Origin of the sequence: Flintibacter hominis, from assembly GCF_014287965.1 — a bacterium.
GTDB classification, from domain to species: domain Bacteria; phylum Bacillota; class Clostridia; order Oscillospirales; family Oscillospiraceae; genus Lawsonibacter; species Lawsonibacter aceti.
The window spans coordinates 77,898-103,369 of the sequence record NZ_JACOPO010000003.1; the positions used below are offsets into that span (position 1 = coordinate 77,898).

25 protein-coding genes are annotated in these 25,472 nt (G+C 57.9%); 24 read left to right on the plus strand and 1 reads right to left on the minus strand.

What is annotated here, in order from left to right; all coding sequences use genetic code 11:
• Positions 1-218 precede the first annotated feature (218 nt).
• The 23 genes from H8S11_RS05580 to H8S11_RS05690 all read left to right on the plus strand — a co-directional run bounded on the left by H8S11_RS05580 (position 219) and on the right by H8S11_RS05690 (position 22,440).
• The gene (locus tag H8S11_RS05580) at positions 219-1,172 is read left to right on the plus strand and encodes a cell wall hydrolase (RefSeq protein WP_186852487.1); all 954 of its coding nucleotides are present in this window, start codon (positions 219-221) and stop codon (positions 1,170-1,172) included.
• 165 nt (positions 1,173-1,337) lie between these two features.
• Positions 1,338-1,838 carry a transcription antitermination factor NusB gene (nusB, locus tag H8S11_RS05585; protein WP_147572201.1) on the plus strand — a complete coding sequence of 167 codons (501 nt, stop codon included), beginning with the start codon at positions 1,338-1,340 and terminating at the stop codon, positions 1,836-1,838.
• Position 1,839: 1 nt separating this feature from the next.
• A complete protein-coding gene (locus H8S11_RS05590; protein WP_186852488.1) occupies positions 1,840-2,778 on the plus strand; it encodes a Kae1-like domain-containing protein in 939 nt (312 codons plus the stop codon).
• A complete protein-coding gene (gene xseA, locus H8S11_RS05595; RefSeq protein ID WP_186852489.1) occupies positions 2,775-4,001 on the plus strand; it encodes an exodeoxyribonuclease VII large subunit in 1,227 nt (408 codons plus the stop codon). Before H8S11_RS05590 ends, xseA begins: the two co-directional genes overlap by 4 nt.
• Before the next feature lie 4 nt (positions 4,002-4,005).
• Entirely contained in the window at positions 4,006-4,224 is a 219-nt protein-coding gene (xseB, locus tag H8S11_RS05600; RefSeq protein WP_340405663.1) for an exodeoxyribonuclease VII small subunit, read from the plus strand.
• A gap of 6 nt (positions 4,225-4,230) precedes the next feature.
• Positions 4,231-5,127, plus strand: a complete 897-nt coding sequence (locus H8S11_RS05605) for a polyprenyl synthetase family protein (RefSeq protein WP_186852490.1) — start codon at positions 4,231-4,233, stop codon at positions 5,125-5,127.
• Between the two features lie 28 nt (positions 5,128-5,155).
• The gene (locus tag H8S11_RS05610) at positions 5,156-5,614 is read left to right on the plus strand and encodes a divergent PAP2 family protein (protein ID WP_186852491.1); all 459 of its coding nucleotides are present in this window, start codon (positions 5,156-5,158) and stop codon (positions 5,612-5,614) included.
• 54 nt (positions 5,615-5,668) lie between these two features.
• Positions 5,669-7,525 carry a 1-deoxy-D-xylulose-5-phosphate synthase gene (gene dxs, locus H8S11_RS05615; protein ID WP_186852492.1) on the plus strand — a complete coding sequence of 619 codons (1,857 nt, stop codon included), beginning with the start codon at positions 5,669-5,671 and terminating at the stop codon, positions 7,523-7,525.
• A complete protein-coding gene (locus tag H8S11_RS05620; RefSeq protein WP_340405665.1) occupies positions 7,515-8,327 on the plus strand; it encodes a TlyA family RNA methyltransferase in 813 nt (270 codons plus the stop codon). Before dxs ends, H8S11_RS05620 begins: the two co-directional genes overlap by 11 nt.
• A complete protein-coding gene (locus H8S11_RS05625; protein WP_147572208.1) occupies positions 8,324-9,196 on the plus strand; it encodes an NAD(+)/NADH kinase in 873 nt (290 codons plus the stop codon). The genes H8S11_RS05620 and H8S11_RS05625 overlap by 4 nt, the downstream gene beginning before the upstream one ends.
• The gene (locus H8S11_RS05630) at positions 9,193-9,645 is read left to right on the plus strand and encodes an arginine repressor (protein ID WP_147572209.1); all 453 of its coding nucleotides are present in this window, start codon (positions 9,193-9,195) and stop codon (positions 9,643-9,645) included. Before H8S11_RS05625 ends, H8S11_RS05630 begins: the two co-directional genes overlap by 4 nt.
• A 30-nt stretch (positions 9,646-9,675) precedes the next feature.
• Positions 9,676-11,376 (plus strand): DNA repair protein RecN, encoded by a 1,701-nt coding sequence (gene recN, locus H8S11_RS05635; RefSeq protein WP_186852493.1) that lies wholly within the window; start codon positions 9,676-9,678, stop codon positions 11,374-11,376.
• 65 nt (positions 11,377-11,441) lie between these two features.
• The gene (locus H8S11_RS05640) at positions 11,442-12,881 is read left to right on the plus strand and encodes a four-carbon acid sugar kinase family protein (protein ID WP_186852494.1); all 1,440 of its coding nucleotides are present in this window, start codon (positions 11,442-11,444) and stop codon (positions 12,879-12,881) included.
• Positions 12,882-13,061: 180 nt separating this feature from the next.
• The gene (locus H8S11_RS05645; RefSeq protein ID WP_186852495.1) at positions 13,062-13,559 is read left to right on the plus strand and encodes a Na+/H+ antiporter subunit E; all 498 of its coding nucleotides are present in this window, start codon (positions 13,062-13,064) and stop codon (positions 13,557-13,559) included.
• Positions 13,552-13,854 (plus strand): MrpF/PhaF family protein, encoded by a 303-nt coding sequence (locus H8S11_RS05650; protein ID WP_147572213.1) that lies wholly within the window; start codon positions 13,552-13,554, stop codon positions 13,852-13,854. Before H8S11_RS05645 ends, H8S11_RS05650 begins: the two co-directional genes overlap by 8 nt.
• Positions 13,851-14,180, plus strand: coding sequence for a cation:proton antiporter (locus H8S11_RS05655; RefSeq protein WP_186852496.1), 330 nt, complete (start codon positions 13,851-13,853; stop codon positions 14,178-14,180). Before H8S11_RS05650 ends, H8S11_RS05655 begins: the two co-directional genes overlap by 4 nt.
• Positions 14,177-14,434: a hydrogenase subunit MbhD domain-containing protein gene (locus H8S11_RS05660; RefSeq protein ID WP_147572215.1), complete on the plus strand. Its 258-nt coding sequence runs from the start codon at positions 14,177-14,179 to the stop codon at positions 14,432-14,434. The genes H8S11_RS05655 and H8S11_RS05660 overlap by 4 nt, the downstream gene beginning before the upstream one ends.
• Positions 14,424-15,446 carry a hydrogen gas-evolving membrane-bound hydrogenase subunit E gene (mbhE, locus tag H8S11_RS05665; protein WP_186852497.1) on the plus strand — a complete coding sequence of 341 codons (1,023 nt, stop codon included), beginning with the start codon at positions 14,424-14,426 and terminating at the stop codon, positions 15,444-15,446. The genes H8S11_RS05660 and mbhE overlap by 11 nt, the downstream gene beginning before the upstream one ends.
• Positions 15,447-15,449: 3 nt before the next feature.
• Entirely contained in the window at positions 15,450-15,824 is a 375-nt protein-coding gene (locus H8S11_RS05670; protein WP_147572217.1) for a sodium:proton antiporter, read from the plus strand.
• Between the two features lie 28 nt (positions 15,825-15,852).
• Entirely contained in the window at positions 15,853-17,352 is a 1,500-nt protein-coding gene (locus H8S11_RS05675) for a complex I subunit 5 family protein (RefSeq protein WP_436233172.1), read from the plus strand.
• Between the two features lie 31 nt (positions 17,353-17,383).
• Complete coding sequence (locus H8S11_RS05680) at positions 17,384-18,862, plus strand: complex I subunit 5 family protein (RefSeq protein WP_243200951.1); 1,479 nt, start codon at positions 17,384-17,386, stop codon at positions 18,860-18,862.
• A gap of 36 nt (positions 18,863-18,898) precedes the next feature.
• Positions 18,899-20,362, plus strand: a complete 1,464-nt coding sequence (locus H8S11_RS05685) for a complex I subunit 5 family protein (RefSeq protein ID WP_186852499.1) — start codon at positions 18,899-18,901, stop codon at positions 20,360-20,362.
• Between the two features lie 50 nt (positions 20,363-20,412).
• The gene (locus H8S11_RS05690; RefSeq protein WP_186852500.1) at positions 20,413-22,440 is read left to right on the plus strand and encodes a complex I subunit 5 family protein; all 2,028 of its coding nucleotides are present in this window, start codon (positions 20,413-20,415) and stop codon (positions 22,438-22,440) included.
• 54 nt (positions 22,441-22,494) lie between these two features.
• On the opposite strand, the gene H8S11_RS05695 is transcribed toward H8S11_RS05690, so the two are convergent.
• Entirely contained in the window at positions 22,495-23,922 is a 1,428-nt protein-coding gene (locus tag H8S11_RS05695) for a sodium-dependent transporter (RefSeq protein WP_207721923.1), read from the minus strand.
• A gap of 243 nt (positions 23,923-24,165) precedes the next feature.
• On the opposite strand from H8S11_RS05695, the gene H8S11_RS05700 reads away from it, so the two are divergent.
• Complete coding sequence (locus H8S11_RS05700; RefSeq protein ID WP_147572222.1) at positions 24,166-25,338, plus strand: NAD(P)-dependent malic enzyme; 1,173 nt, start codon at positions 24,166-24,168, stop codon at positions 25,336-25,338.
• Positions 25,339-25,472: the final 134 nt, after the last annotated feature.

Below are 25,472 nucleotides of genomic sequence, written 5' to 3' on the forward strand. Positions count from 1 at the left end.
GAAAAAGCAGAAGCTGGTATAAAAATGTAAAAAAGGATAAAAAACCGCGATATTACTAAACAATACAGACAAAATACACAAGATTGAAGCTGGAAGTCTGGGCAATTTTGCCCTTGCGCCGCTCCTTTGAATTGGTTACAATATGGTAACAAAAGTAACAAGCGGTTGCTTTTGGTTGTCATAATTATGACAAAACCGTATCGAAAGGAGTGAAGACAATGATACGCAAGCTGTTTTCCGTGACGCTGTGCGCCTTTGCCTTGCTCCTCCTGATGGGTGCCAGCTCTGTTCCAGAGCAGACTGTGACCATCGTGGCAGAGGAGGGGAGCGTTCCCACCAATAGTGGTGTAACGCTTGAAACTGATAAGGTAAGTGATGAGGCGGTCCACGGGGCCGCCGGGGCCAGCCTGATCGAGTTGGCCGAGAATACAGATAGTAAGCTCCTGATTGACGGAGTGCCAGCGCCTAGCGACGTGGCCCGGATGCAGAAGGACGGTATCACCTATGTGTCTCTGGCTGGTATGGCTAAGGCTCTAGATGACACGGCTCAGGTCCAGTGGGATAGCGGGACCGGTGTGGCCACTGTGACTACCGCCAATTTGAATGTGACCGCCAAGGTCGGTCAACTGTATATGGTGGCCAATGGCCGTTATCTCTATCTGCCAGAGTCCGCACAGGTGGTGGAGGGCCGGCTCACGGTCCCGCTCTGGGCGGTGGCCGAGGCCTTTGACGCCAAGGTGGGCTGGGACAGTGCTACCGGGACCGTGACTGTTACACGGGGCAGTGGGGCGATCCAGTCCGGCGAAAGCTACTATGATCAGAACGATCTGTTCTGGCTCTCACGCCTGATCTATGCCGAGAGTGGCAACCAGCCTCTGGAGGGCCAGATGGCTGTGGGAAATGTGGTGCTCAACCGAGTGGCCAGTCCTATCTATCCCAACACCATCGAAGGGGTGCTGGCACAGAAAAACCAGTTTTCTACCTATCAATCCGGAAGCCTGGCCAAGCGTACCCCAAATGAATCCAGTGTCATCGCTGCCAAACTGGTGCTGGATGGCGGGGTGGTGGAGGAGACCAGAGGAGCCCTGTATTTTGATTCTAGCGTGGGTAGCTGGGCCTCTCGAAACCGCAACTGCATCGCCGTGATAGGCGGCCACAAATTTTATGACTGAGAAGACGGCCTGCGGGCCGTCTTTTTTATTTGTTCCAAGGAAATGGCGGGCACCATAGGCAGATGCTGAACAGACAAAATTGGGGCTTCCTTTTTTGTATATTCATGTATATAATATAGCTACCTTATTATGGCCACATTACGGCCTGTGGGAGGATACAAAACGATGACGAGAAGCAACGCCCGCGAAATCGCGGTACAGATGATATTTTCTCTGGGATTTGGAAATTTGAGTGCGGATGAGGTCCTCGACACCCAACTGACCCAGGAGAGATTTCAGGAGCTGGCGGAGGATATGCCCCTGTATTCCCAGTTCCCCAATGAGAAGCAGGCCCAGTACATACGGGACCTGGTCCGGGGGGTCTTTGCCCATGGTCCGGAGCTGGACGACTATATCAGCCGCTATGCCGTGGGCTGGTCCTTTTCCCGTATCCCCCGTATGGCGGCAGCTATTATGCGTACCGCTATGTATGAGGTCCTGTATATGGAGGAGATTCCCAACGCCGCTGCCATTAATGAGGCGGTGGAGATTGCCAAGAGCTATGAGTCTCAGGACGTGGTAGCCTTTATCAATGGGATCTTAGGCTCGTTTGTCCGGGCAGAGTTTGCCGACACCCCGCCAAAGCCGGAAAAAGCGGCCAGAGCGGACGACAAGGCGGAGGACTGAAATGGCGGTCCTTGCGCTGGATACCAGCAATTATACCACCTCAGTGGCTGTGTTTGACGGTCAGACTGGCTGCAACAGGAGCAAGCTGCTGGAAGTCAGACCGGGGGAGCTTGGCCTGAGGCAGAGTGACGCCCTGTTCCAACATGTGCGGGAGCTGCCTGGACTGTTTGAGCAGTTGGAGCGGCAGGGCCTGTTAGATGGGATTGCCGCGGTAGGAGCCAGCACCCGCCCTAGAGAGGCGGAGGGCTCCTATATGCCATGCTTTCTGGCTGGGAGTTCTCAGGGGAGGGGTTTAGCCCACACTCTGGGCGTCCCATTTTTTGCCCATTCCCATCAACAGGGGCATCTGGCTGCCGCCGCCTGGTCCGCCGGACGGCTGGATCTGCTGGATGGCCCTTTTCTGGCTTGGCACCTGTCGGGCGGAACTACGGAGCTGCTGCGGGTGGAGCCGCAGGGCTGCTCGGTCAAAGGGGAGATCATCGGCGGTACCACCGATATCTCTGCTGGACAACTGATCGACCGTACTGGTGTGCTGCTGGGCCTGAACTTCCCGGCAGGGAAGGCACTGGACGAATTATACAGACAAACGGATGCCGGTCCGGGCTACCGGGTGAAGCTGGACGGTCTCCACTTCTCCCTGTCCGGAATGGAAAATCAGGTGAAAAAGCTGCTGGAGCGGGGGGAGAAACCGGCCGACATCGCCCGGTTCGCGCTGAATACTGTGTGTGATGTGGTTCACCGGGCCACAGTAGCAGCCCAGGACCAGTATCCCGGACTGCCTGTCCTGTGCTCCGGCGGTGTGGCCTCCAACCGCCATTTGCGCCATGTGCTCACAGAGTTCTGTCAGGCCATCTTTGCCCAGCCCCAGTTTGCCACAGACAACGCTATGGGGACAGCGATCCTTACCTGGCGGGCTTGGAGAGAGGGGGGACAGGTATGACGGGAGAGCGTACCGTCCTGACCCCCAGCCAGGTAGGCGGATATCTGAAAAACCTTATGGACCGGGACCGGCTCCTGTCCTCGCTTCTGGTCCGGGGAGAACTGTCCAACTACAAGATGTATCCTTCGGGACACCACTACTTCACCCTGAAGGACAGTGAGGGCGCCCTGCGCTGTGTTATGTTCCGCGGCGACGCCCAGTCTCTTCGCTTCCGGCCGGAGAACGGGATGCAGGTGGTTGCCGCTGGCCGTATCACCGTATTCCCTCGGGACGGCCAGTACCAGATGTATTGTGTCCGCCTGACGCCTGATGGGGCGGGGGACCTGGCCATGGCCTTTGAACAGTTAAAGGAGCGCCTGCTGCGGGAGGGGCTGTTTGACCAGGAGCATAAGAGGCCAATCCCCAAATTTCCAAAGGTCATCGCGCTGGTGACTTCGCCAGCCGGGGCGGCGGTCCGGGATATGCTCCGAATCCTGGGTACCCGCTGGCCTATGGCCCAGGTGAAGGTACTGCCGGTCCGTGTCCAGGGCGAGGGCGCGGCCGAGGAGATCGCCGCCGCCATCCAGTGGGCCAACTGGAAGCGGGTGGCGGACCTGATTATCACGGGCCGAGGCGGCGGCTCTATGGAGGACTTGTGGGCCTTCAATGAGGAGATCGTGGCCCGGACTATCTATCAGTCGGAGATCCCGGTGATTTCTGCCGTGGGACATGAGCCGGATGTGACCATTGCCGACTTCGTGGCCGATTTGAGAGCCGCCACCCCTTCCAACGCCGCTGAATTGGCGGTACCCGATCAAAATGAGATCTATTCCACCCTGATGGGAGGGAAAGAGCGGCTGGAGGGAGGACTGCTCCACCGCCTAGCCCGATACCGGCAGCGGCTGGACCGCCTGGCTCAGAGCAGGACTATGACCGACCCCGCCTCCTATTTCCGGGACAAGCGGCTGCTGCTGGACTACCAGAGCAGCCGTCTGATTCACGGACTGGAGAGGAATGTTTCCGGACAGAGGGAGCGTGCGGCCAGGTTGGCGGCCTCTCTGGACGCAATGAGTCCTCTGAAGGTTTTGGGGCGTGGATACGCCATCGCGCAAAGAGAGGATGGCCATGTGCTGACCTCGGCGCAAGGAGCCGCTCCGGGTGACAGGCTCTCCCTGCGTCTGTCGGACGGCAGCTTGGAATGCCGTGTAGAAGAAAGGATAGGTGTGCCCGATGGCAGGAAATAAGAAATTGGATTTTGAGGCTTCTATGGCTCGGCTGGAGGAGATTGTAGCCCTCCTTGAGCGGGGAGAGGCTCCGCTGGAGCAGGCGATGGCCCTCTTTGAAGAGGGAGCTAAACTGCTGCGGGAGTGTACTGCCCAGTTGGACAAGGCGGAGCAGAAGGTGAGCCTGCTGATTGCGGGTGAGGACGGACAGCCACAGGAGCGGCCTTTCGCACGGGAGGAGTAAGGGAAAATGAACTACCAGCAGCAGATGGACCGGGCCTATGCCCTAACAGAAGAATACCTTGCCTCCTGCTTCCAGGGGGAGGGGTTGGAAAAGGCCATGCGATATAGCCTCATGGCCGGAGGAAAGCGGATCCGCCCTATCCTGACCATGCTGTTCTGTCAGGCAGCCGGCGGTGAGCTGGAGGAGGGATTGGAGTTTGGTTGCGGGGTAGAGATGCTCCATACCTATTCCCTCATCCACGATGACCTGCCCTGTATGGACAACGATGACCTGCGGCGGGGGAAGCCCACCTGCCATAAGGTATTTGGCGAGTGTGTAGCCACCTTGGCCGGGGATGCCCTTCAGGCGGCTGCCTTCCGTACTGTGCTGTTTGCGAAGGGGCCCTGGTCAGGTGAGGGAGCGGCAGCTCCTGCCCTGGCCGCCGGTGTGCTGGCCGAGGCGGCAGGCGTGCAGGGGATGTGCGGCGGCCAGTACTGGGATACCATTGGGGATGGACAGCCCCACAGTTTGGAGGACTTGACGGCCATCCATGACAAAAAGACCGGCGCCCTGCTGCGGGCCGCCTGTGTCATGGGGGTTCTGGCCTGCTCCGGCCATAGAGAGGTAGATGACAGCTGTATTGACGCGGCCAGGGAGTATGCCACCCATCTGGGGCTGGCCTTCCAGATCCGGGACGATGTGCTGGATGCCACCTCCACCACAGAGGAGCTGGGTAAGCCGGTGGGATCGGACAGCGCCAACGGCAAGACCACCTATGTGACACTGCTGGGGGTGGAGGGCTGCCGGGAGCAGGTGGTAGAGCATACCCGCTTGGCGAAAGAGGCTTTGGAGCGGGGCGGATGGCGCGGCAGCATCGGCTGTCTGTGCTGGTTGGCGGATCATCTGGCCCAGAGAAGCAACTAAGGGCGATTTAAGAGCAGGGGGGACAGGCATGGAGCATTATCAGGGCTTCCTCACTGGGAATTTGATGTTGGATCTGGCCATTACAGCTTGGTTCGCTGCCCAGATGATCAAGGTGTTGACCGATCTGGCTATCCGGCGTAAATCCAGCCTGAGCGCGCTTATTAGCAGCGGTGGGATGCCAAGCTCCCATTCGGCCTTTGTGTGCGCGCTGGCGGTGTCTATGGGCATCGCCTACGGCTGGCATAGTCCATTGTTCGCTCTGGCCGCTGGCCTGGCGGCAGTGGTGATGTATGACGCTTTCAATGTGCGCTGGTCCACTGGCGAGCAGGCCAAGGCACTCAACCAGCTGCTCGGCAGCCTGGAGGACCTCCCTCCTGACCTGAAGGGCCGCCGGCTGAAGGAGGCACTGGGGCACACGCCGTTCCAGGTGTTGATGGGTGCCCTGCTGGGTATCTCGGTGGGGCTTCTGACCCTGCTTTGGAAATAAGCGCCGCCCCGGTCTACAAGATCCGGGACGCGGGAGCGAAGGAGTCGCATAGGATTGAACAGAGAACAAAACGGTCCGCACAGACCGCTGTTGGCGGATCTGACAGACAGGGAGGGAGAGGCCCTCTGTGCTCAACTGCGCCAGGAATTGGTGGAGGAGGTATCCAAGACAGGAGGGCATCTGGCCTCCAACCTGGGTGCGGTGGAGCTGACAGTGGCCATCCATCGGGTATTTGATACCGCCCGGGACCGGCTGGTATTCGACGTGGGGCACCAGTGCTATCCTCACAAGATGATTACCGGCCGGAGGGAGGCGATGTCCACTCTGCGCCAGTACGGCGGTATTGCTGGCTTTCCAAAGCCGGGGGAGAGCGGCCACGACGCCTTTATCGCCGGCCATGCCTCCAACTCGGTGGCGGTGGCACTGGGTATGGCTCGGGCCAGAACAGCGATGAAGGAGGACTATAAGGTACTGGCTCTGATCGGTGACGGGGCCCTGACAGGCGGATTGGCCTACGAGGGGCTGTCCAACGCTGGGGAGTGCGGCCAGCAGCTGCTGGTCATCCTCAACGACAATGGGATGTCCATTACCGCCAACGTAGGCGGGGTGGCGGAGCATCTGGCTCAACAGCGGTTAAAGCCCCAGTACCTGACCTTTAAGAAACACTACCGCCGCATCATGGGGAAGACCTGGGTGGGGCAGCGGATATACCAATTTACCCACCGGGTCAAGAAGGCGCTGAAGCAGAGCCTTCTGCCGTGCAGTATGTTTGAGAATATGGGATTTACCTATCTTGGTCCGGTAGACGGGCATGACCTGCCAAAGCTGACCAGGATTCTTCAATATGCCAGGGAACTGAATGAGCCGGTCCTGCTCCATGTGAGGACCGTCAAGGGAAAGGGGTATCTGCCCGCTGAGGAGAATCCGGACGCCTTCCATGGAGTTGGGCCCTTTGATCCCATGACCGGCCTGATGAAAAAGGTGGGCGGCGACAATTTCTCTGCTGTGTTCGGCAGAAAACTCACTCAAATGGGACGGGAGCACCCGGAGATATGCGGCCTGACAGCCGCTATGATGGGGGGCACCGGCCTGGGGGAATTTGCCAGGGCCTTCCCGGACCGGTTCTTTGACGTTGGGATCGCCGAAGGCTGCGCCGTTTCCATGGCAGCCGGAATGGCCAAGGAGGGTGCGATACCCGTGTTTGGAGTGTACTCCACCTTTCTCCAGCGGTCCTACGATATGCTGATCCACGATGTGGCCATTGACCACCTCCATGTGGTGCTGGGCGTGGATCGGGCCGGACTGGTGGGAGAGGACGGGGAGACCCACCATGGCGTCTTTGATGTGGCCTATCTGGATAGCGTCCCGGGGATGACAGTCTTTGCGCCCTCCAGCTTCCAGGAGCTGGAGGAGATGCTGGAGCGGGCCGTGCTGGAAATCAAGGGGCCGGTAGCTGTCCGTTATCCACGTGGCGGCGAGGGGATGTATACGGGCAGTTCAGGCAGCGGGCCTGCTGTACTGCTAAGGGAGGGGAGAGATCTTACCCTGGCGGGCTACGGCATCCAGATTAACGATCTGCTGGAGGCGGCTGACCTTCTGTCCAAAGAGGGAATCGAGGCCCAGGTGGTCAAGCTGAACCAGATTACCCCTCTCCCGACTGAGCTTGTAGCCGACTGCGTCCGTCAGACTGGAGCCCTGCTGGTAGCCGAGGACTGCGTGGCCAGTGGCAGCGTGGGACAGCGTTTGGCCGCGGCGCTGGAGGAGAAGCAGATCCCGGCCAGGATATATCGGATCGACTGCGGACAGGAATTTGTGCCCCACGGGGCAGTCCGGCTGCTGAAGTGGGATCTGAATTTGGACGGGCCTGGAATTGCCCGACGGGCCATGGAGGTGCTGGGCTGTGTCAAATAAAAAGCGACTGGATGTAGCCATGACAGAGCAGGGGTTAGCGGAGAGCCGTCAGAAGGCCCAGGCGGTCATCATGGCCGGACAGGTCTATGTAGATGGACAGAAGGTGGACAAGGCTGGAGCGCCTGTGGGTGAGAGTGCCCGCATCGAGGTCCGGGGCAAGACGATGCCCTATGTGAGCCGGGGCGGTCTGAAGCTGGAAAAGGCCATGGCCTGCTGGCCGATTTGTCTGGAGGGGGCAGTCTGTGCTGATATCGGCGCTTCCACAGGAGGATTTACCGATTGTATGCTCCAAAACGGGGCGGCTAAGGTATTCGCGGTGGATGTGGGCTATAACCAGCTGGACTGGCGGCTCAGGACTCATCCAAAGGTCGTCTGCATGGAGCGCACCAATGCCCGATACCTGACAGTGGAGCAGATCCCTCAGCCTTTGGATTTTTTCTCAGTCGATGTGTCTTTTATTTCCCTGAATCTGATTCTGCCCGCTCTACGGCCCCTGATGGCTCCAGGCGGAGAGGGCGTCTGCCTGGTGAAGCCCCAGTTTGAGGCAGGGAAGGACAAGGTTGGGAAGAAAGGCGTGGTTCGGGACCCGGAGGTCCATCTGGAGGTATTGAGCCAGTTTTTGATTCACGCGGAAAATGCGGATTTCACTGTAAAGGACATTACCTTTTCGCCTATAAAGGGTCCGGAGGGAAACATCGAGTACCTGGGTCATCTGCGTGCCGGGGCCGGCGTGCCCTATGGGGGGGACCTGTGGGAGCTGGTCCAGCGATCTCACAACGTGTGGAAGGAGGGGCGGGAATGAAAGTTATCCTCAGCTCAAATCCATACCGGGACCGGGGTCTGAAGGCCGCGCTGGAGGCACAGCGCATTTTGGAACGATCTGGTGCCCAGACGGCGCTCTGCCTGCCCTTCGTCCCGAAGAAGGGGGACCGGGTCGATGTGCCGCGCCAGTTGACACTGTCCTCTCTGGAGCGGGAGCTGCCCAGTGCGGATCTTCTGATCTGCTTCGGAGGAGACGGTACCATCCTCCATGCGGCCAGGGACGCCACGCTTCACGATGTGCCGATTCTGGGGGTCAATATGGGCAGCGTGGGCTTTATGGCGGAACTGGAGCGGTCCGAGCTCCCTCTGCTGGCTCCGCTGGCCCAGGGAAACTTTTCTATCGAGGAGCGGATGATGCTGGATGTCCAGGTAGTGCGGGGGGGAAAAATTATCAGCCAGGACTTGGCGCTGAACGACGCTGTGGTGTTCAAGGGCTCCATGGCGCGGGTGGCGGAGGTGGAGGTGTGGGCCGACCAGGTCCAGGTGAGCAGCATCATGGGGGACGGCGTCATCGTGGCCACCCCAACGGGGTCTACGGCTTACTCCATGTCCGCCGGAGGCCCCATTGTAGAACCTACCTCTCGAAGCATCATCATCACTCCGGTGTGTGCCCACCAACTGGCTGCCCGTGCGATGGTACTCTCTCCGGAACGGACGGTGAGCGTTACCCTGCCCCGGGGAACCCGCAAGCATTTGTACCTGTCAGTGGATGGAGGCAAAGCAATCCGACTATCAGGCAGCGACAGAGTGGAAGTCCGGCGGTCTACCCACTGCACCAAGCTGGTCCAACTGGCTGGCCGGAGCTTTTATCAGGTCATTAACCAGAAGCTGGGAGGATTCACAAAGTGAAAAATTTGCGTCAGGCTGAAATATTAAATATCGTACAGTCGGTGGATATAGAGACACAGGAGCAGATGCTGGAGGAGCTGAAGTCCCGAGGCATCTCGGCCACCCAGGCCACGATCTCCAGGGACATCAAGGAACTTCGGCTGGTCAAGGTTTTGACCGGAAAAGGTGCGTACCGCTACGCCCCTAGCGAGCGGAAGGGCGCTGTTACTTCTGACACCAGGCTGCGCAATATTTTCAAAGAAGGGGTCATCTCGGTGGATGTGGCCCAGAATATCGTAGTGGTCAAGACGATGCCGGGACTGGCCTCAGCTGCCTGTTCCGCTCTGGACAATATGGAGATTCCTGGAATCGTCGGCAGTCTGGCAGGGGATGACACAGGCATTTTGATCATGCGCGACAGTGCTGCCGCCCAGTCCTTTAACAGCGAGGTTCACAAGCTGCTGAAGTAATTTGATTTGTGGACAGAAAGGGGGTATACCATGCTTTCTCTGCTCCATATTGAGAATATCGCTATCATTGAGTCGGCGGATATCCGATTTGATGGCGGCTTCAATGTGCTTACCGGCGAGACCGGCGCGGGAAAATCCATCGTCATCGACGCAATTGGCGCTGTTCTGGGAGAGCGGACCAGCCGCGAACTCATCCGCACCGGGGCCAGGTCGGCGCTGGTCACAGCCGTTTTTACTGGCCTCCCCAAGCTCAGATGGCTGGAGGATAACGGCTTTCCACCACAGGGGGAGGAACTGCTGCTCCAACGGGAGATTCAGGGGGACGGCCGGAATGTATGCCGGGTAGACGGACGGCCTTTGACCGTAGCCCAGCTCCGGGAGCTGGGGCGGCAGCTGCTGAATATTCATGGGCAGCACGACGGGCAGCAGCTTCTGGACCCGGATAGCCACCTGGACTATTTGGACTGCTTCGGCAGGACCGGGGACCTTTTGGAAGACTATCAGAGTAGCTATCAGGCCATGAGTGAGAAAAGGCGGCAGATCGCTTCGCTGGAGATGGACGAGGCGGAGCGGAGCCGGAGGGTGGACACGCTGACTTATCAGATTCAGGAGCTGGAGCGGGCCGGGCTGAAGCCGGGTGAGGATGAGGAGCTGGACGCTCGAAAGACCTTGATGCGCAGTGCCGGCAAGCTGATGGATGCGCTCCAGGCGGCAGAATATGCGCTGGGGGGCGATGAGGATAGCCAAGGGGCCTGTGCCCTAATTGCTGACGCCGAGGGGGAGCTGCGGGGCGTGGCCCGTCTCAGCCCACAGATTGGGGCGTTGGCGGACCAGGTGTCCACCCTGCGGGCCGCGGCGGAGGACGCCTTGGAGAGCCTGCGGGACCAGGGCAGGGAGCTTGACTTTTCTCCGGAGGAGCTGGACCGACTGGAGAGTCGGCTGGACATCCTTTACCGGCTGAAAAAGAAATATGGCTCCACAGTGGCTGATATGTTGGACTATTTGGAGCGGAGCCGCCAGGAGCTGGACCAGATCCAAGATGCGGACGACACCATTGCACGACTCCAGAAGGAGCTGTCCCAGGTCCGGGCACAGGCCAGGGAGAAGGGAGAGCGCCTGTCCCATGCCAGAAAAGAGGCGGCCCTGTCCCTGCAGCAGCGGGTGCAGGAGGAGCTGCGCCAGCTGGATATGCCGAAAGTGCAGTTCCAGGCTCAATTTCTGGGGCAGCAGGAGGAGGACGGGATGGGACCCACAGGGCTGGACCAGGTTCAGTTCCTGATGTCCGCCAACGCGGGAGAGGCGCTGAAGCCGATTCAGAAGGTGGCCTCTGGTGGTGAACTGGCCCGTATCATGCTGGCACTGAAAAACGTGTTGGCGGAGGATGACGGAGTGGGCAGTCTGGTCTTTGACGAGGTGGACACCGGAGTTTCCGGGCGGGCGGCCCAAAAGGTAGCGGAAAAGATGGCCCAGGTAGCCAGACGAAAGCAGGTGCTGTGCGTCACCCACTTGCCCCAGATTGCGGCAATGGCAGACACCCATTTCTCTGTCCAAAAGGGTGAGCAGGATGGCCGGACGTATACCCATGTGGAACGATTGGACCGGGCGGGAAGAGGAGAGGAGCTGGCCCGTCTGATCGGGGGATCTTCGGTGACAGACCTGCTGCGCCAGAGTGCGGAGCAACTGCTTGCTGAGGGAGAAAAGTACCGGAATGTCCTCCGAGAAGCCCTGTAAAGGAGCGCGGGATTTGAAGTGGACTCCCACAAGTTTTAGCAGGTAAATAGGAGGATATTATAGATATGAGTGAGAGAAAAGTCGCAGTTGAGCCCGCGGACCTGGCGCGGCAGTGGCCTCTGCCCGCAAAGGAGCAGGTCCACCAGGAGCTAAAGAGGGCCTTAGAAGGGTGCCGGCGGAAGATGGTGGTGCTGGACGACGATCCCACCGGCGTCCAGACGGTTCACGGCCTGTATGTCTATACAGACTGGGAGCGGGAAACACTGCTCCAGGGCCTGCGGTCGGAACAGCCCATGTTCTTTGTTCTGACCAACTCCAGGGGCTTTACCGCGGAAGAAACAGAGCGCGCCCACCAGGAGATCGGGAAGAATCTGGCCTGGGCGGCCAGAGAGGCGGGGCAGCCCTTTGTCCTAATCAGCCGGGGAGACTCCACGCTGCGGGGCCATTATCCCTTGGAAACGGAGACATTGCGGCAGACCCTGGAGAGAGAGCTGGAGACCTGTTATGACGGCGAGATCATCATGCCCTATTTCCAGGAAGGGGGCCGGCTCACCATTGGAGATGTCCACTATGTGAAGATGGGAGAACAACTGGTGCCCGCCGGCATGACGGAATTTGCCAAGGATACCACCTTTGCCTACACCTCCTCCGACCTGAAAGACTGGTGCCAGGAGAGAACCGGGGGCAGATACCGGGCGGAGGAGATGGTATCCATCTCCCTGGAGGAGCTCCGGGACCTGGATTATCCGGGTATCACCAGGAAGCTGATGGGCGTGTCCGGGTTTCAGAAGGTGGTGGTCAACGCCGCGGATGACCTGGACGTAGAGGTTTTTGTCACCGCTCTGATGGCGGCCTTGAATCAGGGAAAGCAGTTTCTTTACCGCTGTGCCGCCGGACTGGTCCGGGTAATGGGCGGTGTAGAACATCGTCCACTCCTGGGCCGGGCGGAGCTGCGTGACCGGGATAACCCGAATGGAGGCCTGGTGGTGGTGGGCTCCCATGTGAAAAAGACGAGCCAGCAGCTGGAATGCCTTCTGGATGGTGTGGATGGCCTGGAGGAGATCTGTTTCCAGGCGGAGAGTGCCCTCCAGCCGGGTGGTCTGGAGGAGGAGCGGGCGAGAGTGTCGGCCAGGGCCCAGCAGGTGATACGGGCAGGACGGACCGCTGTAGTCTATACCAGCCGCCAGGTCCTCCGGGTCAGTCAAGAGAGCGCCGACGCCAATTTGGAGCTGAGTGTGCGTATCTCGCGGGCCCTTACTGGGGTAGTGTCCGATTTGAGAGAAAGGCCGTCCTTTATCGTGGCCAAGGGGGGCATCACCTCCAGCGATGTGGGTATCCAGGCACTGGGCGTCAAAAAGGCGTTGGTGCTGGGGCAGGCCGCCCCTGGAGTTCCGGTTTGGAAGACTGGAGAGGAGAGCAGATTCCCCGGTATGTCCTATATTATTTTCCCAGGAAATGTAGGAGAGGTGACAACACTGCGGGATATCGTCCACGAACTGGTCTAAAAGACGCAGGTGCCCAGTCGGGCCGCTGAAATAGGCGGCCCGATTTCTTTTTGAATTAAAAAAGGAATTTATGGGGACAAGACATATTTTCTCTTCCGTTTTTGAAACAAATCTGTTATACTATTTAAGACAGCCCGCAGGGAGAGTGTGGGTGCTGGCTCTTTGGAAAACGAACTGGGGATGAGAGGGAGAGAAGACCGTTTGGTATTTGTGCTGCTGTTCCTGTTTTGGCTGCTGCTGAACGGAAAGGTGACCGTTGAGATCATATTGGTTGGTGCGGCAGTTTCTGCGGCGCTGACTTGTTTTGCCCATCGGGTGCTCCATATTTCGCCTCAGGGAGAACTGCGCGTTCTGCGCAGACTCCCTGAGGTATTTTGTTATCTGATGTGGCTGATGGGCCAGATTTTGCTGTCCAACATCCAGGTCATCGGCCGTATCCTGACCCCTGGGAAGAAACAAGCTCCGGCAAAATTGATCTGGTTTCAGCCTGGGACAAAGGGTGACCTGGCCAAGTTGGCCCTGGCGAATTCTATCACCTTAACGCCCGGGACAGTGACGGTGTCCATGGGGCCGGATATGCTGTGTGTCTACGCCCTGGACCCTGAGTTTGGAGCAGGACTAAAGGAATCTGCCTTTGCGGAGAAACTGAAAAAGCTGGAGGAGGAGCGCCATGGCTGAGTGTACGCCGATGCTGCGGGCAGTTCTGACTGCTGTACTGTGCCTGCTGGCGCTGGGTATTCTGCTATGCCTGATTCGGGCTATCCGCGGGCCCAGGTATACGGACCGGGTGATAGCCCTCAATGAGATATGCACGTTGGTCATCTTTGTGATCTGTATTTTGTCCTATCTGCTGGGAAAGGCATACTTGGTGGATGTGGCTATCCTCTACGGACTACTTAATCTGCTGGCGGTGGCTGTTTTAAGCCGCGTTACCGTGGAACGCCACCGAAACCGGAAGGAGGGAAAGAAATGACTATCCGTACCATAGCTGCCCTGGGGCTGATTCTTCTGGGAACCCTGGTGATAGCCATCTCCATTCTGGGGCTGTTCCGCTTCCGGGATGCCTTGGAGCGTATCCACGCGGGAGCGGTGACCGACACCCTGGGTGTGCTGCTAATCCTGGGGGGACTGATCCTTCTGTGTGGCTGGAACGGGCATGGGATTAAGCTGGCTGCAACGCTGGTGGTCCTCTGGGCCACCAATCCCATTTCTTCCCACCTGATTGCCAGAATGGAACTGATTACCGGCCGGGATATCGAACCAGATCAGCTGACCGGAGAGGGGGAGCGGGAATTGTGATCGTACTGGAGATCATTCTGCTGCTGTTCTTGGTGTTCTGCGCCGTGGCCGCAGTGATGACCAAGAGACTTATGGCCTCGGTCATCATCTTTATGTCCTATTCCTCGGTCATGGCCATCCTGTGGTTTCTGCTGGAATCCCCCGACCTGGCCATTACAGAGGCCGCTGTGGGGGCGGGTGTCACAAGTCTGCTGTTCTTCCTGGCCCTGAGAAGGGTGAATGCCCTGAAAGGGGTGGACAAGGATGAGGAGTGACCATACTGAAGAAAGCCGCTTTGAGCGGTTTCTCCACTGGGCAGAGGGGGAAGAAGCGGATCAGGGGTCGGAGGAGGCCGAGGACCCGGAGCGGGCAGAGTTCGTGGAGTATCTAGAATATATTGACTCCCACGAGCCCATGGATTTCGGTGCCTACCGGCTGATGCGGATGCGGGAGCGAGCGGCAAAAGGGATCCCTCAGCCTGCGGTACCAGGCCATCATGCCGTCGTGGAACAGAGAGCGGTCAGAGCGGGTGGTCGAAAGAGGGGGTACCGGCCAGGCACACTGAAAAAGTTGGTGCGTGTCTACCGTATTCTGTCCGTATGTGTGACCATGGTGCTGATGCTTACCCTGTTGCTGGTAGCTCTTTCCATGCCGCGGTTTGGGGACCCGGAAGCCCCGGCGATCAACGAGGTATCTCAGCGATATCTGGAAAAAGGCGTGGAAGAAACAGGCGCGGTCAATGCCGTAGCCGGAATGATACTGGATTACCGGGCATTTGACACTTTTGGTGAGTCTACGGTCCTCTTTGCGGCTGCTATGAGTGTGGTCCTGCTGCTGCGTAAGACTGGGAAGGAGGACGGCCAGACTGCGCCTTGTGATTCGGTACTGGCTCAGATGGGGCGGCTCATCCTGCCGGCGGTGATGATGTTTGGCGTCTATGTGGTCCTCAATGGCCACCTAAGTCCCGGCGGAGGCTTTTCCGGAGGGACTGTGCTTGGGTGCGGATTGATCCTCTGCTCCATGATCCTGGGGAGTGAAGAGATGGAACGCCTGCTCCCGCCCAGACGCATCACGGCGGTGACGGTTACCTGCCTGTTAGCCTATGGCCTGATGAAAGGATATTCCTTCTTTACCGGGGCCAATCACTTGGGGTGGGAGGTGCCCAAGGGGACGCCGGGCGCCATTTTCAGCGCCGGATTCATCCTGCCCCTGAATATCTGTGTAGGCATCATCGTGGCCTGTACGATGTACACCTTTTTTACCCTGTTTTCACAAAAGGAGGGGTAAGCCTTGGCGGAATTGATTTTACAGCAGCGGTTTTACATAGCGGCGATCCTCTTATTTGCCATAGGGATCACCACGCTATTTCTCCATCCCAATTTAATCAAAAAGATTATCGGACTCAATCTTATGGATACCTCAGTATTCCTTTTCTTGGCGGCCATGGGCTATGTGGAGGGAGGAAGCGCCCCCATTTTGGAGGAGGGGATGGAGCGGGCTGTACGGATCAATCCGGTACCGGGAGGGTTGGTGCTGACTGGTATCGTGGTGGCGGTGAGTACGACGGCACTGTTTCTGGCCCTGACCTGTCGGCTGTACAAGAGGTATCACAGCCTGAATCTGGATGTCATTCTGATGCGTTCCAAAGAAGAACATCATAATTAGGGAGATATAAATCAGAGACAGAATGGAGGTGAAGCTTTTGCCCTTTACATATAACGTTCCTTTCTTCAGCATTTTTCTAGCCCTGCTCAGTGCGGTGTCAGTTCCGTTCCTGAAAAATGGAGAGCAGGCACTTCGGATGATCCGGGTGGTCCAGGCCGTGGTGGCAGCCCTGTCGGCGGCTCTGCTGGCCCACCTGTGGAGTGGGGACAGCTTCACCTTTATGATGGGACATTTTCCGGCCCCTTGGGGAAACGAACTGCGGGCTGGTCCTCTGGAGGCATTGCTGGCCCTGGCCTTCAGCTTGGTGATGTTTCTCTCTCTTACTGGTGGCGCAGAGGACATCCGCCGGGACATTCGGGAGGAGCGCCAGGGGCAGTATTGCCTGTTGATGCAACTTCTCTATGCGGCTCTGCTGGCCATGGTTTATACCAATGACCTCTTCACCGCCTATGTCTTTGTGGAGATCGCAGCGGTCACCGCCTGTATCGCTGTGGTAGCGAAGGAGAGCGGCCGCTCTGTGGTGGCGGCCATCCGGTATCTGGTGTTCAGCTGCCTGGGTTCCGGCTTGATCCTGCTGGGCATTTCCATGCTGTATAGCGTCACCGGACATCTGCTGATGGAGGACTTGGGGCGGGCGGTAGCACAGTTGGCCCAAACCGGCAGATATGCGATTCCACTGACAGCTTCGGCACTGCTGATGACTCTGGGGCTGGCGATTAAAAGTGCTCAGTTTCCCTTTCACGCCTGGCTGCCCGACGCGCACGCCAGTGCGACGACCGCCTCCAGCGCCATTTTGTCTGGACTGGTGCTGAAGGGTTACATTGTATTGATTATAAAGCTGATCCTGCGAGTGTTTGGCAGCAGTGTACTGATTGAAATGTACCTCCATGACCTGCTTTTCCTTTTGGGCGTAGCTGGTATGCTGTTCGCTTCTGTGGCTGCTTTGCGGCAGGAGGAGGTAAAGAGAATGATCGCCTACTCCTCCTCGGCCCAGATATCCTATATCTTTCTTGCCCTGGGGCTGGGCAGCCGGGCGGGGACCGCCGCGGCCTGCTTCCAACTGCTGACCCACGCCTTTACAAAGCCCATGATATTTGTGGGTGCCGGGGCCCTGATACGGGCCGGGGAGGGAGGACACTACTGGAGTGACCTGCGGGGTATGGCCTGGCGGGCTCCAGTGGCCGGCATCGGGTTTACCGTGGGCGGCCTGTCTCTGTGCGGCCTACCGCTGCTGGCCGGCTTCTCATCCAAATATAGTCTGGCTGTGGCGGCACTGGCGGGAGAGTGGCAGACGATGCCGACTCTGTTCAGCCTGGCTGTCAGCTCCGTCCTCAACGCCATGTATTATATCCCCGCTATTTTGGTCATCTGGGGCAGGAGGGACGGGGAAAGAGGTACTTTCCTGTCCGCAAAAGAGGCATCGGCCCACCGCTGGGCTACCCTCTGCTTCGTGGCGTTCAACCTGGTGCTGGGCGTGGGGGTAGGACCGATCCTTGCTCTGATCCATACAGGACTCGCGCTGTTTTGATTGACCATTTGAAGAGAAAGAAGGTGACAGGATGGAAATGCTGTATGGAAACTGGCTGGTGCTGCCTGTGCTGTTTCCCATATTCGGCGGCCTGATGGCGGCCCGCATCCATACCCTTGGGGCGCGACGTACCGTCGTTTCCACCATCCTGATCCTTCAGATCCTTCTGGTCTTGCCTGCGGCCATTTATGATACACCACCCTATACCATGCTGCATTTAGCCCCAGGGCTCCGCATCGTCCTGCAGGGGGACGCTCTGGGGCGTTTTTTTGCCGCCTTGATCTGTATCATCTGGTTCGCAGTGGCCTTTTTCGCCTATGAGTATATGAATCATGAGGGCCACCGGGAGCGGTTTTTTGGATTTTACCTCATGACGCTGGGCGCTCTGATGGGCATTTGCTTTGCGGGCAACTTAGTCACGCTCTACCTGTTTTATGAGCTGATGACGTTGTGTTCCGTCCCTCTGGTCCTGCACATCGGCACCAAGAAGGCATTTGAGGCCGCCTATCGCTACTTGGCCTTTTCTGTGGCCGGGGCAGGGCTTGGGCTGCTGGGACTTTTCGTGCTCCAGGGTTACTGTACCACAGACCTGTTTACACCAGGCGGCGTGTTGAACAGCTCCTTAGCCACTGGGGACCGCCAGTGGCTCCTGTGCGTATTCCTGGTCATGGCAGTGGGGTTTGGCTGTAAGGCGGGAATGTTCCCGCTCCACGCATGGCTGCCCATCGCCCACCCGGTAGCACCTGCCCCCGCCTCCGCGGTCCTGTCCGGCCTTATCACTAAGATGGGCGTCTTTGCCATAATCCGGGTGGTTTACTATCTATATGGATGGGATTTTCTCAGCGGAACTTGGGTGCAGAGAACGGTGCTGATCCTGTCTCTGGTCACGGTGCTCATGGGCTCCACCCTGGCCCTGCGGGAGGACACACTGAAAAAAAGGCTGGCCTACTCAACGGTCAGCCAAGTGTCCTATGTGATTTTCGGCCTGATGCTGCTGACCCCTGCCGCATTGGAAGGCGCGCTCTTCCAGGTGGTGTTCCACGCCATTGGAAAGAATGCCCTGTTCATGGCCACAGGCGCCATCATCTATAAAACACACCTGACCCAGGTTTCTCAGATGCGCGGTGTGGGCACGGTGTATGGCATCACTATGTGGTGCTTTGCGCTGGCCTCTCTCTCCCTGATCGGGATTCCGCCCACAGGGGGCTTCGTGGCCAAGTGGATGCTGGCCCGTGGGGCGCTGGAGGCCGGTCTGGGGCCGGTGTCCTATGTGGGCATCGGGGTTCTGATGCTCTCCGCTCTGCTTACCGCCTGCTATCTGCTTCCCATCATTACCTCGGCCTTTTTCCCCGGCAAGGGCTTTGACCGGAGCCAGATCGTCAAACAGCAGGATACCTGGCTCATGTGGATCACCCTCTGCTTCCTCACCGCGTCTGTGGTGATTTTAGGGATGTATCCCGGCCTTCTCTCTCCCGCGGTGGAGGATATCCTGGCTCCGCTTTTTGGTTGAGCCTTCAGACCTTGTGAGGAAAGGGGGTGTTTCCTTATGTGGATCATGCTAGCAGTGTTGTTTCCTATCCTGAGCGGCGGGATGCTGCCCATTTGGAAGCCAAGGGGCCGGCGGGGACGGCAGCACTATGTGTTGTTCGTATCCTGCATGACCGCCGTCCTGTCCCTGACTGCCATCTCGGAGATGAAGGGGGCGGAGGCCGTGGTCCTGGTCCATCTGGGGGAGCGGCTGTCTGTTGCGTTCCAGGTGGACGGACTGGGCTGTGTCTTTGGCACAATGGTGTCTCTGCTGTGGCCGCTGGCTTGCCTGTATGCCCTGGAATATATGAGCAGGGAGGGGGGAGAGGACCGTTTTTTTTCCTTCTATCTGGCTGCCTTTGGAGTGACGTTGGGCGTCGCCTTCTCGGCAAATATCCTGACCATGTATTTCTTTTATGAGCTGCTCACCCTGGTTACCCTTCCCCTGGTCATGCACGGTATGGACGGCAAGGCGCGGTACGCCGGACGAGTCTATCTGGTGTATTCCATGAGCGGTGCCGCCCTGGGCTTTATCGCCATGGTCTTTCTCCTCCAATACGGCAGCGGGATGTTCCGCCTGGGAGGCACTCTAATCTCAGAGGGGACCAGCCTCGACACCCTGCTGGTGGCCTATGTGCTGGGCTTTTTTGGATTTGGGGTGAAGGCGGCGGTATTCCCAGGACACAAGTGGCTCCTGCGGGCCTCAGTGGCCCCCACACCGGTGACCGCCCTCCTCCATGCGGTAGCTGTGGTCAAGGCGGGGGTGTTCGCGGTAGTCCGGCTGACCTGGTATGGCTTTGGCCCGGATATCCTGCGGGGTACATGGGCGCAGGACCTGGTGCTGGCGGCGATTCTCTTTACCATCGTCTTCGGCTCGTCCAAGGCGCTCCAGACCAAACATTTGAAGCGGAGGTTGGCCTGGTCCACCATCAGCAACCTGTCCTATGTGCTGCTGGGCGTGATGACCCTGTCTACGGCTGGCTTGGTAGCCGGCATGACCCATATGGTGTTTCATGCGGTTCTAAAGATCACGCTCTTTTTTGGGGTGGGTGCGGTCCACTATAAGATGCACCGGGACTTCGTCCCGGATATTGAAGGGTGTGGCCCGCTGATGCCGGTGGTTTTCAGCACTTTTACCGTCACAGCGCTGGGGCTGATGGGAGTGCCTCCACTGGCCGGCTTTACAAGCAAATGGCTGCTGGCAACTTCCAGTGTGGCTCTGGGTACCCCGCTGGGATATTTGGGTGGCGCCGCCCTTATCGCCTCGGCGATCCTGACCGCCCTGTACCTGATGCAGATCGTCATGCTGGCCTTTTTCCCCAGACAGCACCGAGCTATCTCGGTGCGTATTCCAAGGCAGGCCAGGCGGGACCCTGGCGTGAGGATGACCATTCCCTTGGTCGTACTGGCTCTTGCCTCGGTCATTCTTGGGCTGATGGCCCAGGAGGTATATCTGGGCATCAGCCGGCTGCTGTTCTTATGACCGAGCATAGATAGGGGCATGCATTATTTTGGAGAGGGGGAGAGGAACCTGTGGGACGGATTCTGCTGCTGCTGGTCGCAATGCCTATTGTGTGCGGGCCGGTCAGCTATCTGGTCGGTCTAGTCTGGAAAAAGGCGAGGGATATCTTTGTCCAGTCTGCCGCCGCGCTGGAGCTTCTGCTGGTGCTGTCAATGGCCATGGGAGAGGACACCGCGGTCCGGTTGGACGGCTTTTGTGGGCTCGGCATCTCCTTTGCTTCCGGTGGGTTCCACTCGCTTATGGCCATGCTGACTGCTACGGGGTGGTTGGCGGCGACCATCCTGTCTGATGAGTATTTTGCCCACATCAAAAGGCGGAACCGCTACTATCTGTTTTGGCTGGTCACATTAGGGGCTGCCATGGGCGTATTTTTATCTGCTGACTTGTACACTACCTTCCTATTTTTTGAGGTCATGTCCTTTACCTCTTATGTGTCGGTGGTCCAGACAGAGGAGGAGGAGGCCCTGCGAGCCGGAGGCACCTATTTAGCGGTAGCTGTCATCGGCGGTCTGGTTACCTTGTCAGGGTTATTTCTCCTGCACTTCCAACTGGGTACCCTTCAAATTGACCAGCTGGCACAGGCGGCGGCACAGGCTTCTGACCGTACCCTGCTCTGGGTGGGCGGCCTGCTGACCCTAGTGGGCTTTGGCGCCAAGGCGGGGGCGTTTCCGCTTCACATCTGGCTGCCCACCGCCCATCCGGCTGCACCTGCCCCCGCCTCGGCGGTCCTGTCCGGTGTTATCACAAAGACAGGGATTTACGGGGTAGCTGTGCTGTCCACAACCCTGTTTCTCCATGACGGAAGCTGGGGCGCCATGCTGGCAGTCATCGGGGCCGTCACCATGGTTTTGGGGGCTGTGCTGGCCCTCTGCTCCGTGGACCTCAAAAGGACACTGGCCTGCTCCTCAGTTTCCCAGATCGGTTTTATTTTGGTGGGGCTGGCGATGCAGTGTCTGCTGGGCAGCCATAACGCCCTGGCGGTGGACGGGACGGTCCTCCATATCGTCAACCATTCGCTAATCAAGCTGGCGCTCTTCCCGGCTGCAGGCGTCATCCATCTGTCTACCCATTCCTTTGACCTGAACGATATACGGGGCTTTGGCCGAAATAAGCCCATGTTGGCCCTTATCATGGGGATCCCCATGCTCAGTCTGGCGGGGCTGCCCCTGCTCAACGGCTATGTGAGCAAAACACTGCTCCACGAGAGCATCGTGGAATATATCCATCTGTCAGGAGAGCGGGCCTGGGCCTATACGGCGCTGGAGTGGCTGTTTCTTTTTGCGGGTGGGCTGACCTTGGCCTATATGCTGAAGCTGTTTCTCTGCATCTTTGTGGAGAGAAACCGGCTGCCCCAGGAGGTACTGGATAAAAAATGGCGCCGCCATGGCGGCTATATCGCTCCGGCCTCCGCGGCTGTTCTGCTGACATATGTGGGGGTGATGCTCCTCCTGGGCCTCCTTCCCGGCCGTTTTATGGATAGGATCGCTGCCTTTGGCCGCTCCTTTTTCCAGGGAGCGGTGCCGTCTCACGCGGTAGATTACTTCTCTGTGGTCAATCTGAAGGGGGCGGCGATCTCACTGACCATCGGCCTGGTGGTCTACCTCCTGGTGGTGCGTACCCTGCTGATGCCCAAAGGAGAGAGCGGGAGAAGGTACTACCGAGACCCTATTCCAGGATGGCTCAATCTGGAGTACGGGCTGTACCGACCGCTCCTGAAATTTTCCACCCAGGTACTGCTGCTGGCGGCTGCCTTTGTGGACCGGGTGGGCTTCCGGCTTTTGTTCCGGGGACTGCCTGCCTTGTTCCTAAGATGGAGCCGATGGCTGATCGACCGACGGAGCCGGCTGGTGAGCGCCCTTACGGGGCAGGAATATACACCACGGCCCAGCCTGGAACAGGTAGTGGATGACTCTAGCTTCGGCCTGTACGACGACCAGCCCCAGCGGGGGAATGGAGTCATGCGTTCGCTGGCCTTTGGCCTGATCCTGACCGGACTTGGCCTGGTGTTCTCGATTCTATTCATTTTCTTGCACAGATAAAAAAGCGTCCTGTACCCAATCTGGATACAGGACGCTATCTTTATTTGACTGAAATCATGCGGGAGAAATAAAGGTGGTGACCTGGCCATACAGGATGAAGGCCATAGCCACAGGGGCCACAAAGCGGATACAGATGCTGAAGAAGGAATACAGACCGTCCCCCATGGTATTTCCTTCTAAACTGACCTCGTTGCGGATGACCTTGGGGCCAATGACCCAGCCCACCAAGATAGACATGACCAAGGCCCCCAGAGGCATGGCCACGCCCTCAGAAATAAAGTCCATAAAGTCGAGCCAGGTGCCGCCCAGGGTCATACCAGTATCCTGGAAGGGAATCCAGAGTCCATTGGAGCCAAGCCCATCGGCGGCTACCAGAACAGCCTCCGCTAGCACGATGAGACAGGCGATCGCTACGATTCTGCTGCGCTTGGGCGACCTACCCTTGGCTACCTGATGGTCAATGACGAAGGTGACCAGCACCTCGACTAGGGCGATGGCGGAGGTGATAGCCGCCAGGGTGACAAACAGGAAGAAGAGAATACCAAAGATGGGGCCAAAGGCGCCCATAGAGTTAAAGACGTCCTGCATGGTGATGAACAGCAGTTTGGGACCGCTCAGTTCAGCACCCTCACCGCCCAGAGCGAAAGCGGCGGGGAGAACCGCAAGACCAGCCATAATGGCCACACAGGTATCAGAGATGATAATAATAAGGGAGTTTTTTACAAGGCTCTCCTTTTTGCTCAGGTAAGAACCGTAAGTGACGGTGATACCCATAGCTAGGGATAAGGAGAAGAACATCTGGCCGCCAGCGGTGGAAAGTACCTTCAGGAAGCCCTGAACAGAGGAGAAGGGCTCCCAGTTGGGGGAAAACATGAACTTCAATCCCTCGAAAGCTCCGGGAAGTGTTACAGCCCGAATGATGACGATGAGCAGCATAATCGCCAAGGCAGGCATACCGATTTTGTTGAACTTTTCAATACCATCTTTAATGCCGCCGCGGATGATGAGGTAACAGATAGCGATGAAGAACACAGTAGAACCGATGGCCAAGGGCTGGTTACTGAGCATATCGGTAAAAGACTGTGCGCCGGAGATGCTGGACAGGGAAAATACCCCAATCAACTCGGCAAAGTTGAGGCACACATATTGGATACAATAGGCGCCTAGAACGGTGTAGAAGCTTAGGATCAGCAGGGGAGAGATGATGGCTAGGAACCCCAAGAAGGTGCCCATGCCTCCAGCTACATTTTGATAACTTACCAGGACGCTTTTGCCGCTCTTCCGGCCGATTGCCAGCTCGGTTAGCATGATGGGAAAGCCTACCAGGACAGCAAGGGCGATGTAGATGATCAGGAAGGGAAAGCCGCCGCTGGCACCCATCTTATAGGGAAACCCCCAGATGTTGCCCAGTCCGACAGCAGCGCCTACCGTAGCCATCAAAAACCCGATGTTACTGCCCCATTGTCCTCTGTGATGTTCCATAATGATCCTCCCATTCTCTATAAATATCCCTTACAACACATCCTGAAATAGAATGTTAAAAAACATTGTAACAGAATATGAAAGACGTGTCAATGTAGAATTGCATTTTTATAGGGATGGGAAGCGTTAGAAGGAGACGGAAAAATCGACTGTTCCCTGTTGCCTTTTTTGATAGCTGATATATAATAAAAACAGAGACGGCTGTCCACATTCCAGCCGCATGAGAGAAGGAGAGAGAACACTATGGACTACGCGAAGGAGAGCCTCCGCCTCCACCAGCAGTGGGGGGGAAAAATAGAGGTAGTGGCTACTGTACCCGCTAATGACCAGGAGTCTCTGTCCCTGGCCTATACGCCCGGTGTGGCTCAACCGTGCCTAGCCATCCGTGACAATATTGACAGGAGCTATGAATTGACCAGGCGTCACAACCTGTGCGCCGTCATCACCGATGGTTCGGCGGTTCTGGGGTTAGGAGATATTGGTCCGGAGGCCGGAATGCCCGTCATGGAGGGCAAATGTGTCCTGTTCAAGACCTTTGGCGGGATAGACGCCTTTCCCCTATGTGTCAAGACTCAGGACGTAGATGAATTTGTCCAGACGGTGTATAACATCTCCGGCTCCTTTGGGGGCATCAATCTGGAAGACATTGCCGCGCCCCGATGCTTTGAGATCGAACGGAAGCTGAAGGAGAAGTGTGATATCCCGGTCTTTCACGACGACCAGCACGGCACCGCCATCATCGCCTTGGCCGGACTGACCAACGCCCTGAAGGTAGTGGGGAAGAACAAGGAGGAGGTGCGCGTCGTCTTTTCCGGCGCCGGCTCGGCGGCCATCTCCATTACGAGGCTGCTCCTTCTGGCCGGCTACCGGGATATCACGCTGTGCGACAAATTCGGGGCCATCTACCAGGGCTGCCCTCAGCTGAACTGGGCCCAGCAGGAGATTGCCAAGGTGACCAATCTTGAGGGACGACGGGGGAATTTGGCGGACCTGCTGGTGGGCGCTGATGTGTTTATCGGCGTATCTGCCCCCGGCCTTGTAACTCCGGACATGGTTCGGACGATGGAGCGGGACGCCATCGTCTTTGCCTGTGCCAACCCTACACCGGAGATATTCCCGGATGACGCACGGTTGGGAGGCGCCCGTGTGGTGTCTACCGGACGAAGCGATTTTCCAAACCAGATCAACAATGTACTGGCCTTCCCCGGTGTGTTCCGGGGTGCCTTTGACGTGCGGGCCAGAGATATCAATGAGGAGATGAAGATGGCTGCGGCCCAGGCCCTGGCCGGCTTGATTTCCGAGGAAGAGCTCTCGGAGGACTATATCATCCCGAAACCCTTTGACCCCAGAGTGGTGCCGGCGGTGGCAGAGGCGGTAGCGGAGGCGGCCCGCCGCACCGGGGTAGCCCGCATCTGAACCAGAATAGGGAGGGCGGTCCGCTGAAAATGGCGGGCCGCTCTCCTTTTCCATATCCAAAGGTGAATGGACGGAGGGGCCGCTGGGCCTTGATTTTGCGGGAGGCAGTCGATATAATAATACTATTATAATAC

What these genes read in the sequence shown, in the direction of transcription:
- H8S11_RS05580 (WP_186852487.1), top strand. Translation starts at nt 219, where the DNA reads ATGATACGCAAGCTGTTTTCCGTGACGCTGTGCGCCTTTGCCTTGCTC.
- nusB (WP_147572201.1), top strand. Translation starts at nt 1,338, where the DNA reads ATGACGAGAAGCAACGCCCGCGAAATCGCGGTACAGATGATATTTTCT.
- H8S11_RS05590 (WP_186852488.1), top strand. Translation starts at nt 1,840, where the DNA reads ATGGCGGTCCTTGCGCTGGATACCAGCAATTATACCACCTCAGTGGCT.
- xseA (WP_186852489.1), top strand. Translation starts at nt 2,775, where the DNA reads ATGACGGGAGAGCGTACCGTCCTGACCCCCAGCCAGGTAGGCGGATAT.
- H8S11_RS05605 (WP_186852490.1), top strand. Translation starts at nt 4,231, where the DNA reads ATGAACTACCAGCAGCAGATGGACCGGGCCTATGCCCTAACAGAAGAA.
- H8S11_RS05610 (WP_186852491.1), top strand. Translation starts at nt 5,156, where the DNA reads ATGGAGCATTATCAGGGCTTCCTCACTGGGAATTTGATGTTGGATCTG.
- H8S11_RS05625 (WP_147572208.1), top strand. Translation starts at nt 8,324, where the DNA reads ATGAAAGTTATCCTCAGCTCAAATCCATACCGGGACCGGGGTCTGAAG.
- recN (WP_186852493.1), top strand. Translation starts at nt 9,676, where the DNA reads ATGCTTTCTCTGCTCCATATTGAGAATATCGCTATCATTGAGTCGGCG.
- H8S11_RS05640 (WP_186852494.1), top strand. Translation starts at nt 11,442, where the DNA reads ATGAGTGAGAGAAAAGTCGCAGTTGAGCCCGCGGACCTGGCGCGGCAG.
- H8S11_RS05645 (WP_186852495.1), top strand. Translation starts at nt 13,062, where the DNA reads ATGAGAGGGAGAGAAGACCGTTTGGTATTTGTGCTGCTGTTCCTGTTT.
- H8S11_RS05650 (WP_147572213.1), top strand. Translation starts at nt 13,552, where the DNA reads ATGGCTGAGTGTACGCCGATGCTGCGGGCAGTTCTGACTGCTGTACTG.
- H8S11_RS05655 (WP_186852496.1), top strand. Translation starts at nt 13,851, where the DNA reads ATGACTATCCGTACCATAGCTGCCCTGGGGCTGATTCTTCTGGGAACC.
- mbhE (WP_186852497.1), top strand. Translation starts at nt 14,424, where the DNA reads ATGAGGAGTGACCATACTGAAGAAAGCCGCTTTGAGCGGTTTCTCCAC.
- H8S11_RS05680 (WP_243200951.1), top strand. Translation starts at nt 17,384, where the DNA reads ATGGAAATGCTGTATGGAAACTGGCTGGTGCTGCCTGTGCTGTTTCCC.
- H8S11_RS05685 (WP_186852499.1), top strand. Translation starts at nt 18,899, where the DNA reads ATGTGGATCATGCTAGCAGTGTTGTTTCCTATCCTGAGCGGCGGGATG.
- H8S11_RS05695 (WP_207721923.1), bottom strand. Translation starts at nt 23,922, where the DNA reads ATGGAACATCACAGAGGACAATGGGGCAGTAACATCGGGTTTTTGATG.
- H8S11_RS05700 (WP_147572222.1), top strand. Translation starts at nt 24,166, where the DNA reads ATGGACTACGCGAAGGAGAGCCTCCGCCTCCACCAGCAGTGGGGGGGA.